Below are 14825 nucleotides of genomic sequence, written 5' to 3' on the forward strand. Positions count from 1 at the left end.
AGCGACCCAGTGGCCGACAACCCAGTAGCCGACAACCCAGTGGCCGACAACCCAGTGGACGACACGGCGAGGCGCCTCCACGACTCGGCGACTCCCATGGATTCATCCGACACCCGGGCAGACGCGCCCGAGCACTCGAATCGACCATGGTCGAGGCTGGCCGGTGGCCGCTGGACCCCATTTCTCGTGCGTGCGGCCCTGGCCATCGTGGCGGGCGTGGCAATGTGGTCGGCGTTCCCGCCGCGCAACTGGTGGTTCATGGCCGTCATCTCGATGGGCCTGCTGTTCCTCGCGCTTTCCGGACCCATCCGCGCCCGCGTCGGTGCACTCGTCGGATTCATCTATGGGCTGGCGTTCTACATCCCGCTGCTGCCGTGGATCGGGGTGTACGTCGGCCCACTTCCGTGGATCGCCTTGTCCGTCGTGCTTGCGGTGTTCTCGGCACTCTTCGGTGTGTGCGCTGTGTGGACCATGAGACTCCCGTGCCCACCGTTGTGGTTTGCGCTGTCGTGGGTCAGCGTCGAAGCTCTGCGTTCGTCTGTTCCGTTTGGCGGATTTCCTTGGGGGAGAGCGGCGTTCAGTCAGGTCGACGGTCCGCTGCTCCCGCTCGCGTCGATCCTCGGGGCGCCGGGAGTGTCGGCCGCCGTCGCGTTGCTCGGCGCGTCGATCGCCTGGCTTGTCGTCGTTCTCGTCACCCGAGTCGTCAACGGCGGCGGATCGGTCGCACGAGCCGCGGCGTTGGCGGTGGTGCTTGCCCTTGTCGGACCGATCGCCGCGATTGCCCTGACACCCGACACCCTCGACCGCAACGTCGCGTCGTCGTCGGTTCAGGTTGCGGCGGTGCAGGGGAACGTGCCCCGACTCGGCCTCGACTTCAACGCTCAGCGCAGAGCTGTCCTCGACAATCACGTTCGGGAGACAATGCGGCTTGCCGACGCGGTGCGCGCCGGAACCGCCGAACAGCCCGATTTCGTCGCGTGGCCCGAGAATGCGTCTGACATCTCGCCACTCACCAACGCCGACGCGGCACAGGAGATCACCGACGCATCCATCTCCGTTGGTGCGCCGATTCTCGTCGGGACTCTCGTCATGAACTCCGACGGTCGGCCCACGAACTCCGTCCTGGTGTGGGACGGCGCAAAGGGTCCCGTCGCGCGCTACGACAAGCACATCGTTCAGCCGTTCGGTGAGTATCTGCCCTGGCGATCGTTCTTCAGCATGTTCTCGTCGTACGCGTCCATGGCGGGCAACTTCCGTCCGGGCACCGGCCCGTCGGCGATCACCGTGCCCGGGCGCTCCGGGAACGTAGAGGTCGGTGTCTCCACCTGCTGGGAGATCGCATTCGACAGGTCGGCTCGGGCCGCCGTCGACGACGGCGCGCGCATTCTCTACGTCCCGACCAACAACGCCACCTTCGGCAGGACGGACATGACCTACCAGCAACTCGCGATGTCGCAGTTCCGCGCCGTCGAACACGGCAGGGCGGTCGTCGTCGCAGCGACCAGCGGAGTGAGCGCGATCATCGAACCCGACGGATCCATCTCTCACGAGTCGGGCGTGTTCACCCCGGCGGTGCTCTCAGATCGCTTACCGTTGCACTCGGCCAAGACCGTCGCGACCGTTCTCGGGGCGTGGCCACAGTGGATCATCGTCGTGGTGACGGTGGGTGGGCTTTTGGTCGTGCTGTCGCGTCGTTATAGGTTCACTCTCGGGCCTCGCAAGGTCGGCGTCGGTGGCACACCGGCAGCACAGGGTGATGTAAGGGAGTCGGAGGAGCGTGGTGACAACGGGTAGCGAAGGTGCGACCAGCCAAGACGAGGGCGGAATCGTCGCATCCGACGGCTCACGCGCACTGGTCGTCATCCCCACGTACAACGAGCGCGAGAACCTTCCCCGAATCGTGTCGAGGGTCCAGGCAGCCATGCCTGGCGTCCACGTGCTGGTCGTCGATGATTCCAGTCCCGACGGCACCGGCGATGTCGCAGACGAACTCGCCGCCGGCGACGACAGCGGCCGTATCCATGTGATGCACCGCGTGGAGAAGGACGGCCTCGGCAAGGCTTATCTCGCAGGTTTCGCATGGGGCCTGCACCGCGATTACGCGGTCATCGTCGAGATGGATGCCGACGGCAGCCACGCACCCGAGCAGCTATATCGCTTGTTCGACGCGGTGAACGAGGGCGCCGACCTCGCGATCGGGTCGCGCTACGTACCCGGCGGCAAACTCGTGAACTGGCCCAAGTATCGCGAAGTGCTCTCACGAGGTGCCAACACGTATGCGCGCCTGGCGCTCGGCGCCAACGTGCACGACATCACCGCCGGCTATCGCGCGTACCGCCGCAAAGTGCTCGAGACCATCGACCTCGATACGGTCGAGTCGGCGGGCTACTGCTTCCAGATCGACCTGGCGTGGCGCACGATCCAGGCCGGATACGACGTTCGTGAGGTTCCGATCACCTTCACCGAGCGCGAAGTCGGTTCGTCGAAGATGAGCGGTGGTGTGATGGCCGAGGCATTCACCAGCGTCGCGCGCTGGGGGATCGAGAACCGCCTGCACAAGATCGGGCTGCACAAGCGAGGCTGATGGCCCCAACGGTGCACAGCGACAACTGAAGCACGAAACACATCAGCCGGGTGGAGTCATGTGACTCCACCCGGCTGATGTCTGGTTCAGGACGCGAACGTCAGTTGGTGACTCCGCGACGACGCTGCTTGAGAAGATCGAGCCGCTCATTGAGCAGCACTTCGAGCTCCTCTTCGCTGCGGCGCTCGAGCAGCATGTCCCAGTGCGTGCGCGGGGGCTTGACCTTCTTCTCCTCGGGCTCTGCACCCTCGAGGATCGTGCCCTCCATGCCGTTCTTGCACGGCCACTTCGACGGCACCTCGGCGTCGTCGGCGAAGGGGACGTCGAAGATCTCTCCGTTGTCGGTCCGGTACTGGACGATTCGTCGCGGAGCGAGATCGTGATCACGATCGGTCTCATAGCTCACCGCGCCGAGGCGGCTGCCCCGAAGTACTCGATCTGCCATTTGGCGGTGTCCTCTCGTTTCTCGAGCGCTGTCGAACGCTCAACACTCCTATTCTACGCGCCGACGGCGCCACATCCGCACCACCGGTGACTCCCGGCCGTGTGCCGCCACCTGAACCTCGACGACCAGACTTGGGTACGGTCATGAGCGTGGAGCACACGACGAGCGGTACCACCCGATCACGGCGTCGCCCGTACGCCTGTGCCTGGTGCGGCCAGTCGATGGTCGACTCGGAGCATGGACGTCGGCGCAAGTACTGCAAGCGGTCGTGCCGTCAACGCGCCTACGAACAAAGAGCGCTCACCGAGGGCACTTCTATTCCCTCCGACGCCGTGATTCTGACTCAGGCCGAGGTGAGCGACTTCGGTGATCGACTCTTCGCGCTGCGCTGCGCTGCGGAGGACCTCGCGACGGCGGTGGACGAGAACGCTGACACGAGTACCGTCGCCGAGTTGGCGGAAGAAGTCGTGACCCTGGCCAAGGACGCCGAGCGACTGCGTTGATAGGTCGCATCTTCGGGCTGTCGATAGTCGTCACGGTCCTCGCGCTCGTCGTCGCGTTCGTCTACGGCGGGTGGGAGGCGGTGGCGCTCGCCGCGATACTCGGTGTTCTCGAGATCTCCCTGTCCTTCGACAACGCAGTCATCAACGCGACCGTGTTGGAACGGATGAGTGCGTTCTGGCAGCGCATGTTTCTCACCGTCGGCATGATCATCGCCGTATTCGGGATGCGCCTGCTCTTCCCACTCCTGATCGTCTGGGTGACGGCGGGCCTCAACCCTGTCGAGGCGTTCCGACTCGCGATGAACCCACCACCCGATGGCGCCGAGCAGTTCGCCGACGGAAGCCCGAGTTACGAGACGATCCTCACCGATGCACATCCACAGATCGCCGCGTTCGGCGGAATGTTCCTGTTCATGCTCTTCCTCAACTTCATCCTGAGCAATCGCGATCTGACGTGGTTGACGTGGCTCGAGCGTCCGCTGTCGAAGATCGGTCGACTCAGCGCGCTCCCGGTCGTCCTCGCCAGTGTGACCCTTGTGCTGGTCGCCGAGTTCCTCGCGCCCGACGAGATCCGCTCCACCGTCCTCATCGCCGGAATCCTCGGCATGGTCACGTACCTGATGGTCGACGGGTTGAGCGCACTCTTCCAATCCGATTCCGACCTGCGCGACAGTGGTCCGTCCGGCGCGGCGAAAGCGACGGGCAAGGCGGGATTCTTCCTCTTTCTCTACCTCGAGGTCCTCGACGCATCGTTTTCGTTCGACGGTGTCATCGGCGCGTTCGCGATCACCGCGGATCCGATCATCATCGCCTTGGGACTCGGATTCATCGGCGCGCTATTCGTGCGGTCGATCACGATCTACCTGGTCCGCACCGGAACGCTGGCCTCGTATCGCTATCTCGAGCACGGCGCCCACTGGGCTATCGGCGCTCTGGCCGTCATCCTGCTGCTGAGCATCGAGTTCCACATCAATGACGTCGTGACCGGACTCATCGGCGTCGTGTTCATCGGCGCCGCATTGTTCAGCAGCGTCGTCGCGAACCGCCGCGACCAACGCCGTGCACTTGCCGCACGTCGCTGATCACTTTTTCTTCTTGCCGCCTTGTGAGACGTCGTCGCCCTTTGCCGCGCGCAGCTTCTTTCCTCGGCGTTGGTACATCACGACGAAAATGGTGAGCAGGATGGCCACGACCACGGCGATCACGACACCCCACGCACTGGCCGCGCGGAATCCCGGCGCCCGGACATTGAGGATCTGTTTGCCCACTTGCGCCGCGTTGTTGTTGCCGAGATGGATGCTCAGTGTCAGCAGATTGGGGATCGCGACCACGACGCCGATCACCACGCACAGGATCGAGAGGAGGTTCTTCATCCGGCCCCGCAACGAGACCGCAAGCACGAGCATCGATATCGGGATGAACGTGCAGACGAACCCGATCGACAGCCCGCTGCCGATTCCGCGCCCCATCGATCCGTCGACGTTGCTGCCGATCTGCTCAGCCCACCAGCGCGGCAGGAACGCCGCGAGTATGAAGTAGATGACCACCGCGATGGCTATGGCGATCGCGACGAAGAGAAACTTGCGCGCCCCCTTGGCGAGACGGTCGGAGAATGTCGGCTGAGTCTGCGCCGACGTCGAACTGACGGTCACGTCTGTGTCGCGCCCCGGTTCGGGCGTCGACGAGACAGAAGCTTTGTTTGCCGAGTGCTCAGCCATGGTTCTCAGCATAGGGCGACGACACTCGGATCCGAGGGGGTCTCGACCCTCTGGCGCGTCCGATTACAACTCGTTACCTTGCGGTGGCCCAGCGTTTTTGCGCCGGATGGCGAAATGGGTGTCCATCGCGGCGGGCCGAGTGTAGAAAGGACGTTGACAGCGGTGGGCTCGCTTTCCAGATCAGGGACAACGGTAATTCACCGAAGCCGTTCCGCATCCTTCACATCCAACGATCGTCACAGGTCACAGCACAAGAGTGAGTACTTTTATGGATCCGACGCAGCGTCAGATGCTCGACTTCGAGCAGAATTGGTACGCACTCGGTGGGGGTTCGTCGCGCGAGATCAGCTCGCAGTTCGGGCTGTCCGACCGTGACTTCTTCACGCAGGTCCAGCACCTGCTGAATGCCGAACCACCGGCTACCCTTTCGAAGGGTCAACTCGCTCGGATGCGCGAGGTCGTCCGCAGCAGAATCTGGATGGCTCGCTGAGGTCGACGGCCCCCTTACGCATTCGTGGAGTCACGTCCGACGAAAGGAGTTGTGGTGCCGCCGTTCGCCGACGACGAACTCGACGAGTTCTACCGGCGTATCGAGGCTGGCACCCAGCAGCCCAGCCGTAAGCGTTCGTCGCCCACTCGGTCTTCTCGGACATCGAGGACGCCCGCCTGTCCGACACCGGAGAAGGACGCCTACCGTGACGTCCACGAGGTCGACGCCGCGGTGAGCCGCATCCGTGCGGCCGGACGCACGGCCCCGGTGCTGCGGTCCTACGAATGCATCTGCGGCTCATGGCATCTCACAAGCAGAGCAGTGGACATTCCGGACACACGGCGTAAGCGGAAACGGTCGTGACCCTCGTCGAACTGGCGGTGGACGATCTCACCGCAACCACCGACGCATACCGGCGCCTTCTGGCTCGCAACGACAGCGCAGCCGAGTACGCCACGTCGAACGCCACGCTGCGACTCGACCGCAGACACCTCGGGCACCGCGTACTGTTCGACGTCGCAGACGTGTCGTCGTGGCAGACGCTGCTGGAGCGACGCGGTCTGGCCACCCGCAACGACGCCACCGCTGTCCAAGTCGACGGCCTTCCGGTCGGGGTGACCGAGCACCGCGCCTCCGGAGCCGAGGCCGCACCGACCGCAAGCGACATCGAGGGCATTGACCACATCGTGTTCCAGGCCGCGGGCCGCGACCACGCGGTGGCCTTGTTCGGCTCGACCCTCGGCCTCGACTTCCGCCTCGACAGACCCGTCGCCGATGGCCTTCGGCAGCTGTTCTTTCGCGCGGACGACCTGATCGTCGAAGTTCTCGTCACACCCGATGGCGTTCCGAGATCGTCCCCGCCCCTCTCACTGTGGGGGATCGCTTGGGCGACAACCGATATCGAAGCAACGCAAGCCCGACTCACCGGCGCGGGTTTCACCGTGTCGCAGGTTCGCACGGGACGCAAACCCAATACGCGGGTCGCGACGGTGCGGTCTCCGGCTCTCGCCACGCGCACCTTGATCATCGAACCCACTCGATCAGTCGCAGCTAAGGAGTCGTCGTGAGCCAGACGAGCCGACCAGACGGGCCAAACCGGTTTCAACGGGTGGCCGGCGTGGTCAACAGGACAGTCGTCCTCCCACTCCTGCAGATTCCTCTACTCAATGGTGTGCTCGGTCGTGCGTTCACCGAGGTGTCGTACACGGGCCGCAAGACGGGCAAGCACGTCACCTTTCCGGTGAACTACGTCCGATCCGGCGACTCGGTCACGATCGGCGTCGCCATGCCCGACAAAAAGACCTGGTGGCGCAACTTCACCGGCGACGGCGCACCGATCACGCTGACCCTCGACGGCGAGCACCGAACGGGGCACGCCGTCGCGTCAAAGGACAGCAACGGATCGGTGCGGGTCAAGGTCTCCCTCGACCACAACGATTCGCACTGAGTCAGCTCCGCCGCACGTCATTGTTTCTCAGCGCGCCACCGCTCCGCCGCACGCTCCCGCTCCGCCGCACGCCACCGTAAATGCCGCACCTCACGATGAGCGGCTGTAACAGCGTGTCGACCGTCCAGCGCGGAAATCGGAAGCGAATTCCGTTGGGGGAGAAGACGTCCAATCCGTTGTCGCTTGGCCCGAAGACTGATCCCCACCGGTGCTCGGCCGGGTGATATCGGCGAGTCTCGCGGCCGCCGAGATGAGCGAGAACGTTGCGCGCCACCAGACGGTCGGCGCGGTTGCGAGCCGAGCCACGCAGCGGATCCGTATCGGCGACATCCCCGACGGCGAACACTCCCCGGTACCCGGGCACTCCGAGGTCGGCGTCGACGCGGACGAATCCTCGGTCGGTCAGCATGTCCGAAGGCAGCCAGGCTGTATTCGGTGACACTCGGCCGACGGCCCACACGATCGCATCCGCCTCGACCGCCGCTTGTCCGGTGAGCCAGGTGATCGAACCGGTGCCGATCTCCCCGAGATCGGCGTCGGTTGGCAGCACCGCCCGATGTCCACCGTGTCTGTCGACACCCAGGGACTCCAGTCGTCTGGCCACCTTGTGGCGCGTGCGGTCGTGGTGCCGGGGGAGTGGCAGCTCACCGGGATGGTAGAGAGCGACCTCCTTCTTTGGCCAGCGTCGACGCAGTTGGGCGGCCGAACTGCATGCTGCCGCACCCCCACCGACTACCGCTATGGTCCGAGCGTGCGACAGGCGCTCGTGCACGCCGTGTAGACCGATGTCGACGTCGTCGCCGTCTTCGAGGACTGGCTGGCGCCAGAATCCGTTGGCGACGCCCGTCGCGATGACGAGCGCGTCGTAGGTGACTGCCTCAACTGTTCCCGACGGCGTGCGCAAGCGCAGCGTTCGACGATCGTGATCGAGGTCGACGATCTCACCATGACGGATGTCCACCGTATCGAGTCGACGCATCCGACCGAACTCGACGCGATAGTCGCGAGCCCACCGCTCCGGGTAGGCGATCCGCAGCCCGACTTCCTGTCCGCTCACCAGTGCGGGCCGCATCGAGACTCCGACGACGCTGCTGCGGCGGGCGAGGTGCATCGCGGTGAGCACACCGGAATCGCCCATGCCTGCGACGACGACGCTTCGCGTCCCCCGCTTGTGGACGAGCGGCACTGCTGCACTCACCCGGGTCGCCCAACACCGTCGGTGGTCCGGGAACTGAGCCGGGGAAGCGGCAGAAATTTTGGCACACGATCGATGACGTCGGCGTAGGACGGACGTCGTTCAAGACTGCGCTCTTCCATCATCGGAATGCTCGCCCCGAGGAACATGGCGAGCATCGCGCCCGCACCCACCCACAGCCACCACGCGTCCGCGGGCGCAGCGGCAATACCGAACAGCAGGATCGACACCCAGAACATGAACTCGCCAAAATAGTTCGGGTGCCGCGACCACGCCCAGAGACCGATGTCGACGGTCTGACCGGGCTCGCTCGACCGCCGGAACAGTCTCAACTGTCGGTCGGCGATCGACTCGAGTGCGATCGCCGCGAGACCGACGACGAACGCGACAACGCTCAACCACATCAGCCCGGCGTCGGCCCTGGTGAGCGCGACGTACGCCGGGATCATCGCGAGAAACACCTGCAACGTGGGGATGAGGTGAATGGCGAAGAGATCGGCGACGAACGAGAACCTTCCGGCACGTCGCCGCAGCAACTCGTAGCGCCAATCCTCGTGGACCAGCCCGGGAAACGACCGCACCCAGTTCGCGGTCAGCCGCACCGCCCAGATCACGAGAACGATGCCGAGGAGGGCACAACGCCACTTCGCTTGGGAGCCACCATGTATGGCGTCGCCCGCGAACCACCAGTACAGGGCAAGAAATACCGGGACGACACTCCAGTAGGCGTCGTAGCAACTCGAATTGCCGACCGCCCGGCTCACCACGAAGATGACGAGCGTGGCGAGTACATCGGCAATGAGCGTGTCCGCCCAGAGTTGCCCGACGCTGGGTCCCCATGTCAACCACAGCAACGCCACCGCCAGGGCAACGACGTACGCGGCGGTGATCACCACCAACGACGCTCGTCTCCCCATAAGAGGGATGGTGTCAGGCGACGCCCCACTTCGCGGCGTTTTGGCTGCGACCGGGCGGCAGCGCGCGTCGGGGTCGCAGATGCTCCAGCAGCCAGCGGTAGACGTCGTCGTCGTTGAGGAGGGTGAAATGGCTCGCCCCACCCAGATGCAGTCCGTGCTCGGTAGTGAATCCGACGCTGCGAGCGCGACTTTCGCCGCGACCGCTGGGCGTCAGCACCAATCCGTCGCCGATGAACCTGCCCAGGGGATGGTTGGGATCGCGCGTCAACGATGCGGTGACGAACAAATGTCGCGCCTGTGGCAGCAGCGGTACCGCGGTGGCGGGATGCTGCCGGAAGGCATCCGGATCCCTCCCACTCCAGTCGTCGTCGACAAGACTTCCGTGAAAAAGGTCGCGCACTCCTGCGCTGCGTCGTCCGAGCAGGTTGCCGAACGGGGCGGTCACCGAAACCGACCTGAGCGCTCCGGCCGCAAAGTGCACAGTCCGAGCCAGCGGAGCCCCGAAATGCGGCGTCCCCAAACTCACTGTCTCCGTGACCAATCCGCACCAGTACGCGTCTTGGGTGGCGGCACTGTGGCAGGCGCTTCGGATGATCAACCCGCCCATCGAATGCCCGATCAGGGTCAGTCGCGACACAGGCACCGGCCATTGGAGCATCAGATCATTGAGTAATGCGGCGAGTTCGCGCCCGTTATCGCTGATGTGGCGTCCGGTGTTGAATCGCAGCCGCACCTCGGTCGCGCCGATATCGGTAGCGAGCCGCTCGCCATACGTCGGGCGGTTACCTCTGCGCCACGCGTGCTCGGACTCCATGAGGCCGTGCAGAAAGACGACGATGTGCCCGGCAGCCTCCGGAAAAGCCGCGCGGAGCGCTTCGGCCTCGACCGCCACCGGCATACCGTCGACACGGATCGACATCGGCTGGGCGAGCGGCGAGCGCTGGTCGGCGAGCGAGTCGCCGATCAGCCCGTCCAGAATGGCGAGCACCAGCGCGCCCCGTGAACCCTCCGATGGCGAGTGGCGCGGTTCCGGGAGTGTGGCACCCACCTCAGCGATGGCTTCTAACATTGCCGACAACGACTCGTAGGTCGTGTCGGCTACTGCGTCGTGGACCAGATGTGCCGATCGACTCGACGATCCGCCGAGTCGATCGGTCACCCCGAACACACGATCGGTTACCGCGCGATGCACTTTCGCGACACCGCGGATAGCTCCTGCTAGCTCACTGCACCCCAATTGCGCCAGCGCCGCCAGTTCGGTCGGGGCGACTTTGTCGGCTGTGGTCACAACCCACAGAGTACAACTGTTCACTCACTTGCGGGAGCCCTTGCAGCAACCGCCACCCGAGCACACAGGCAACTCAGGCGTCGACGGTCTCGCGGTAGCCGAACTCGACGACATCGACATCAGAGACGTGCTTACGGCGCTCACGCCTCAGGCCGAGGCCGTAGAGCGCCAGGCCACCGAGAAGCCAGCACCCGAGCACGATGAGCGGATGCGCAATGGCGTTGCCGTTGAAGAACACGACATCCCGCAGGAGCGATCCCGTTGCGCCCGGCGGCAGGAGCTGGCCGATCGCGCCCCACGGGGTGGGCAGTAGTTCAGGGGCGCTCGAGAGTCCGGACAGCGGGTTGCCCAGGAGTATCAGTGCAATGGCCGCGACGACCAGACCCGGACCCCCGAGCGCTTCCCGAAGGCCGAGCACCGCGAAGCACGTGGCCGCGATTCCGAGCATCGCCGCCAGCGACGTCAGCCAGTAGTTTCCGTCGAACGTCCCGACGAGGAACTGCAGAATCGCGATCAGCGCGAAGCCACCGACAACAGACACACCCAGCGCCGCGATGATCCGACCACCCGCCGAGCTGATCACGAGCATGATCACCATCGCACTGATCCAGCCCCCGAGAGCCAGGGGAAGAGCGCCTGCCGCCAATCCGGCACCGCGCGGGTCCTTCGCCGGGAAACTACGCACATCGACGACCTGAGTTTGTGCGTGAGTGGCGTCGGCGACACCTTGTCCCATCGTTTCGATCATCGTTGCCACCGTTGGACTCGCCGCAGAGGCGACGAGCACAGTGAGGTCTGCGCCGGGCTTGACGACCAGCGCGCCGTAAATCGCGCGCGTCTCGATCGCGTCGCGCGCAGCCACCTCGTCGGAGTATGCCGTGACGTCGAACGAGTCACCGGTGAGGCGATCGACCTGACTGACCACCTGCTCAGACCCGACGACCCCGATCGGGACGTGATGAGGCGCCGACCGCGCAGCGGGAAGCGCGAACATCGTGACCATCACCGACAACAGGACTGCGGTTCCGAGCACGACCGCAATCACTCTGACGGGCGCCGGTGGCCCCTTCTTTGCAGGGGTATCGGTCACGGGAATGTCGGGCGCACTCGTCGCACCGGGCGTCGTGGTGGTTTCATCGGCACTCATGGCGCCTCCCTCAAATTAGATACGGTTCGTTTCTTAGCAGAGTAGGACGATCCGATAAGATACGCAACGTATCGGAAGGAGATTATGTGACCAGACGTCGCCGTGGCACAGAACTCGAAGCAGACATCTTCGAGGCCGTCCGTGCCGAGATCACCGAACGCGGATACGCCGGCCTCACCTACGAGGGGGTCGCGGCTGCCGCCGGAACGAGCAAGACCGTCCTGTACCGACGCTGGGACACCAAGGTCGAGATGGTCATGGCAGCAATGGTCGACGTCGCCCGAGAGGTTCTGACCGTCCCGGACACCGGATCGCTCGCCGACGACCTCCGGATGGTCCTTGCCCGCATGCGGGTGCGGTTGGCCGAGGTGGGTCCCCGGACGATCCGCTCGCTGCTCGCGGATCTGCCCGAGGGTTCCACGGGTTCTGTCATCGGACTCATCACCACACATGTCGACGAGGTCATGGCTCCCGTGCTCGAGCGCGCTCGCCGACGGGGCGAGCTCGGTCCGCACCCGCTGCCGCCTCGCGCCGCGTCTCTCCCTTTCGATCTCGCCCGGCACGAGGTCTTCATCGCCGGCAACATGTCCGAGGACACCATCGACCAGATCATCTCGGTATGCGTGATCCCGCTCTGGACGACCTGGACAAATACTCCCGAGTCCGATACTCCCGAGACCGACCGCCACATGACTTCGTCGAGAGGGATGACCCACACATGAGTTCGTCAGCACCGCCGGCCGCCGCCGATCGTCACGACGAGATACGTGTCGTCGGCGCACGGGTCAACAATCTCAATGACGTGACAGTCGTCCTTCCCAAGCGGCGCCTCACCGTCTTCACCGGCGTCTCCGGTTCCGGCAAGAGTTCACTCGTCTTCGGCACGGTGGCCGCCGAGTCGCAAAGATTGATCAACGAGACCTACAGCGCATTCGTTCAGGGATTCATGCCTTCGTTGAATCGGCCGGATGTCGACGTCCTCGACGGACTGACGACCGCAATCATCGTCGACCAGGAGCGTCTCGGTACCGACCCGCGCTCGACCGTCGGAACGGCGACGGACGCGAACGCGATGCTCCGCATCCTCTTCAGCCGACTCGGGACTCCACACATCGGTTCGGCGCAGGCGTTCTCGTTCAACGTCGCGTCTGTCAGTGGCGGGGGCTCCGTCACGACGGAGAAAGCGGGCCGAAAAGTCAAGGAGCAACGGACTTTCGAGGTCGTCGGCGGAATGTGCCCTCGATGTGAGGGCAGGGGCTCGATCTCGTGTTTCGACCTGACTGCGCTCTACGACGGCTCCAAGTCCATCAACGAAGGCGCGATCACGATCCCCGGCTACAGCATGGATGGGTGGTACGGGCGCATCTTCCGCGGCTGCGGCTTCTTCGATCCGGACACACCGATCGACAAGTTCACTGCCCGCCAACTCGACGCCCTGCTGTACAAGGAACCGACACGCATCAAGATCGACGGCATCAACGTCACCTACGAGGGCCTCATCACCAAGATCGGAAAGTCGTTCCTGGCCAAGGACAAAGACGCGCTGCAACCCCACATCCGCGCGTTCGTCGACAGGGCGATCACCTTCTCGGTCTGTCCGGACTGCCAGGGGACTCGACTGTCGGAGAAGGCACGAAGTTCGACGATCGGTGGCGTCAGCATCGCCGATGCGTGCGCGATGCAGATCACCGATCTCGCCGACTGGGTCGGCTCGCTCGACGAGCCGACACTTGCACCGCTGCTCGAATCCCTGCGCGCCACGCTCGATTCGTTTGTCGACATCGGTCTCGGATACCTCTCGCTCGACCGTCCGTCCGGGACGCTGTCGGGTGGAGAGGCGCAGCGTACCAAGATGATTCGCCATCTCGGGTCGGCGCTGACCGACATCACCTACGTCTTCGACGAGCCGACGGTCGGGCTGCATCCACACGACATCGACCGTATGAATCGGCTTCTCCTGCAACTGCGGGACAAGGGCAATACGGTGCTGGTCGTCGAACACAAACCCGAGGTCATCGCCATCGCCGACCACATCGTCGACCTCGGACCACGCGCGGGGACCGGTGGGGGCAACGTCGTCTTCGAAGGCGGCGTCGACGACCTGCGCGCAAGCGACACGTTGACCGGACGCCACCTCGACGACCGCGCCACCCTCAAACCGCAGGTGCGAGAGCCCAATGGAGCGTTGGAGATTCGCGGCGCGAGTTCGCACAACCTGAAGGACGTCGACGTCGACTTCCCGCTCGGGGTGCTGTGTGTGGTCACCGGCGTGGCCGGCTCCGGGAAGAGCTCTCTTGTCGACGGATCGCTATCGGGCCGAGACGACGTGATCACCGTCGACCAATCCGCCATCAAGGGTTCGCGGCGCAGCAGCCCGGCGACGTACACGGGCCTCCTCGAGCCGATCCGGAAGGCTTTCGCGAAGGCAAACGGAGTGAAACCCGCTCTCTTCAGCGCCAATTCGGAGGGTGCGTGTCCGAACTGCAAGGGAGCGGGTGTCATCTACACCGATCTCGCGATCATGGCGGGAGTCGCCGTCACGTGCGAGGTGTGCGAGGGTAAGCGATTCCAGCCCGGTGTACTCGACTACACGTTCGGCGGTCGCGACATCTCCGAGGTCCTCCACATGTCGGTCGACGCGGCGCTCGAATTCTTCTCCGCAGGTGAATCGAAAGTGGCTGCGGCACAGAAGATCCTGGAACGGCTCGCCGACGTCGGACTCGGCTATCTCACGATAGGACAACCGCTCACGACGCTCTCCGGCGGGGAGAGGCAACGGCTGAAACTCGCGACACACCTCGGGGACAAGGGCGGGATCTTCGTCCTCGACGAGCCGACGTCAGGTCTGCATCTTGCCGACGTCGAGCAACTGCTGGGGCTCCTCGACGGCCTCGTCGACGGTGGTAGATCGGTGATCGTGATCGAGCATCACCAGGCGGTGATGGCTCATGCCGATTGGATCGTCGACCTCGGTCCGGGCGCCGGTCACGACGGCGGGCGAGTGGTGTTCGAGGGCACCCCGGCCGATCTCGTCTCAGCACGTTCGACGCTGACCGCACAGCATCTCGCCGACTACGTGAAGAACTGAACC

The 14825-nt window shown here is 64.6% G+C and carries 16 protein-coding genes; 10 read left to right on the forward strand and 6 right to left on the reverse strand.

The window, feature by feature from the left end; all coding sequences use genetic code 11:
- Positions 1-96 precede the first annotated feature (96 nt).
- Both lnt and ABW18_RS02695 read left to right on the forward strand, forming a co-directional pair.
- Complete coding sequence (lnt, locus tag ABW18_RS02690) at positions 97-1794, forward strand: apolipoprotein N-acyltransferase (RefSeq protein WP_049697543.1); 1698 nt, start codon at positions 97-99, stop codon at positions 1792-1794.
- Positions 1778-2584, forward strand: coding sequence for a polyprenol monophosphomannose synthase (locus tag ABW18_RS02695; protein ID WP_005202981.1), 807 nt, complete (start codon positions 1778-1780; stop codon positions 2582-2584). The genes lnt and ABW18_RS02695 overlap by 17 nt, the downstream gene beginning before the upstream one ends.
- A 100-nt stretch (positions 2585-2684) precedes the next feature.
- Here ABW18_RS02695 and ABW18_RS02700 read toward each other — a convergent pair whose 3' ends face one another.
- Positions 2685-3029, reverse strand: a complete 345-nt coding sequence (locus tag ABW18_RS02700) for an RNA polymerase-binding protein RbpA (protein WP_005173696.1) — start codon at positions 3027-3029, stop codon at positions 2685-2687.
- 143 nt (positions 3030-3172) lie between these two features.
- Here ABW18_RS02700 and ABW18_RS02705 point away from each other — a divergent pair, with 143 nt between their 5' ends.
- Together ABW18_RS02705 and ABW18_RS02710 are read left to right on the forward strand one after the other, a co-directional pair.
- Positions 3173-3532 (forward strand): hypothetical protein, encoded by a 360-nt coding sequence (locus ABW18_RS02705; protein WP_197494493.1) that lies wholly within the window; start codon positions 3173-3175, stop codon positions 3530-3532.
- Positions 3529-4614 (forward strand): DUF475 domain-containing protein, encoded by a 1086-nt coding sequence (locus ABW18_RS02710; RefSeq protein WP_049697407.1) that lies wholly within the window; start codon positions 3529-3531, stop codon positions 4612-4614. Before ABW18_RS02705 ends, ABW18_RS02710 begins: the two co-directional genes overlap by 4 nt.
- Here the strand turns inward: ABW18_RS02710 and ABW18_RS02715 are convergent, their stop codons facing one another.
- Entirely contained in the window at positions 4615-5250 is a 636-nt protein-coding gene (locus ABW18_RS02715) for a hypothetical protein (protein WP_235434270.1), read from the reverse strand. It lies immediately after the preceding gene.
- 268 nt (positions 5251-5518) lie between these two features.
- Here ABW18_RS02715 and ABW18_RS02720 point away from each other — a divergent pair, with 268 nt between their 5' ends.
- From ABW18_RS02720 to ABW18_RS02735, 4 genes are read left to right on the forward strand one after another with little or no spacing between them, the layout of a single operon-like run.
- Positions 5519-5740, forward strand: a complete 222-nt coding sequence (locus ABW18_RS02720; RefSeq protein ID WP_005202988.1) for a DUF3263 domain-containing protein — start codon at positions 5519-5521, stop codon at positions 5738-5740.
- A 54-nt stretch (positions 5741-5794) separates the two neighbouring features.
- Positions 5795-6103 carry a hypothetical protein gene (locus tag ABW18_RS02725; protein ID WP_049697544.1) on the forward strand — a complete coding sequence of 103 codons (309 nt, stop codon included), beginning with the start codon at positions 5795-5797 and terminating at the stop codon, positions 6101-6103.
- Positions 6100-6807, forward strand: coding sequence for a VOC family protein (locus ABW18_RS02730; RefSeq protein WP_049697409.1), 708 nt, complete (start codon positions 6100-6102; stop codon positions 6805-6807). The genes ABW18_RS02725 and ABW18_RS02730 overlap by 4 nt, the downstream gene beginning before the upstream one ends.
- Complete coding sequence (locus tag ABW18_RS02735; protein WP_083444283.1) at positions 6804-7187, forward strand: hypothetical protein; 384 nt, start codon at positions 6804-6806, stop codon at positions 7185-7187. The genes ABW18_RS02730 and ABW18_RS02735 overlap by 4 nt, the downstream gene beginning before the upstream one ends.
- A 1-nt stretch (position 7188) precedes the next feature.
- Here ABW18_RS02735 and ABW18_RS02740 read toward each other — a convergent pair whose 3' ends face one another.
- From ABW18_RS02740 to ABW18_RS02755, 4 genes are all read right to left on the reverse strand, one after another.
- Positions 7189-8385: an FAD-dependent oxidoreductase gene (locus tag ABW18_RS02740; RefSeq protein ID WP_083444284.1), complete on the reverse strand. Its 1197-nt coding sequence runs from the start codon at positions 8383-8385 to the stop codon at positions 7189-7191.
- Positions 8382-9299 (reverse strand): DUF1295 domain-containing protein, encoded by a 918-nt coding sequence (locus ABW18_RS02745; RefSeq protein WP_049697411.1) that lies wholly within the window; start codon positions 9297-9299, stop codon positions 8382-8384. Before ABW18_RS02745 ends, ABW18_RS02740 begins: the two co-directional genes overlap by 4 nt.
- Before the next feature lie 13 nt (positions 9300-9312).
- On the reverse strand, positions 9313-10587 hold the full coding sequence (locus ABW18_RS02750; protein WP_053117332.1) for an esterase/lipase family protein: 1275 nt from the start codon (positions 10585-10587) through the stop codon (positions 9313-9315).
- A gap of 73 nt (positions 10588-10660) precedes the next feature.
- Positions 10661-11734 (reverse strand): ABC transporter permease, encoded by a 1074-nt coding sequence (locus ABW18_RS02755; protein WP_083444285.1) that lies wholly within the window; start codon positions 11732-11734, stop codon positions 10661-10663.
- Between the two features lie 86 nt (positions 11735-11820).
- Here ABW18_RS02755 and ABW18_RS02760 point away from each other — a divergent pair, with 86 nt between their 5' ends.
- Together ABW18_RS02760 and ABW18_RS02765 are read left to right on the forward strand one after the other, a co-directional pair.
- Positions 11821-12456, forward strand: a complete 636-nt coding sequence (locus ABW18_RS02760; RefSeq protein WP_049697413.1) for a TetR/AcrR family transcriptional regulator — start codon at positions 11821-11823, stop codon at positions 12454-12456.
- Positions 12453-14822, forward strand: a complete 2370-nt coding sequence (locus ABW18_RS02765) for an ATP-binding cassette domain-containing protein (protein WP_049697414.1) — start codon at positions 12453-12455, stop codon at positions 14820-14822. The genes ABW18_RS02760 and ABW18_RS02765 overlap by 4 nt, the downstream gene beginning before the upstream one ends.
- Positions 14823-14825: the final 3 nt, after the last annotated feature.

The organism is Gordonia jacobaea (genome assembly GCF_001186365.1).
GTDB classification, from domain to species: Bacteria; Actinomycetota; Actinomycetes; order Mycobacteriales; family Mycobacteriaceae; genus Gordonia; species Gordonia jacobaea.

Bases quoted from the DNA above. Each gene is read 5' to 3' on its own strand.
- lnt (WP_049697543.1), top strand. From the start codon at position 97: ATGGATTCATCCGACACCCGGGCAGACGCGCCCGAGCACTCGAATCGA.
- ABW18_RS02700 (WP_005173696.1), bottom strand. From the start codon at position 3,029: ATGGCAGATCGAGTACTTCGGGGCAGCCGCCTCGGCGCGGTGAGCTAT.
- ABW18_RS02705 (WP_197494493.1), top strand. From the start codon at position 3,173: ATGAGCGTGGAGCACACGACGAGCGGTACCACCCGATCACGGCGTCGC.
- ABW18_RS02715 (WP_235434270.1), bottom strand. From the start codon at position 5,250: ATGGCTGAGCACTCGGCAAACAAAGCTTCTGTCTCGTCGACGCCCGAA.
- ABW18_RS02720 (WP_005202988.1), top strand. From the start codon at position 5,519: ATGGATCCGACGCAGCGTCAGATGCTCGACTTCGAGCAGAATTGGTAC.
- ABW18_RS02745 (WP_049697411.1), bottom strand. From the start codon at position 9,299: ATGGGGAGACGAGCGTCGTTGGTGGTGATCACCGCCGCGTACGTCGTT.
- ABW18_RS02755 (WP_083444285.1), bottom strand. From the start codon at position 11,734: ATGAGTGCCGATGAAACCACCACGACGCCCGGTGCGACGAGTGCGCCC.
- ABW18_RS02765 (WP_049697414.1), top strand. From the start codon at position 12,453: ATGAGTTCGTCAGCACCGCCGGCCGCCGCCGATCGTCACGACGAGATA.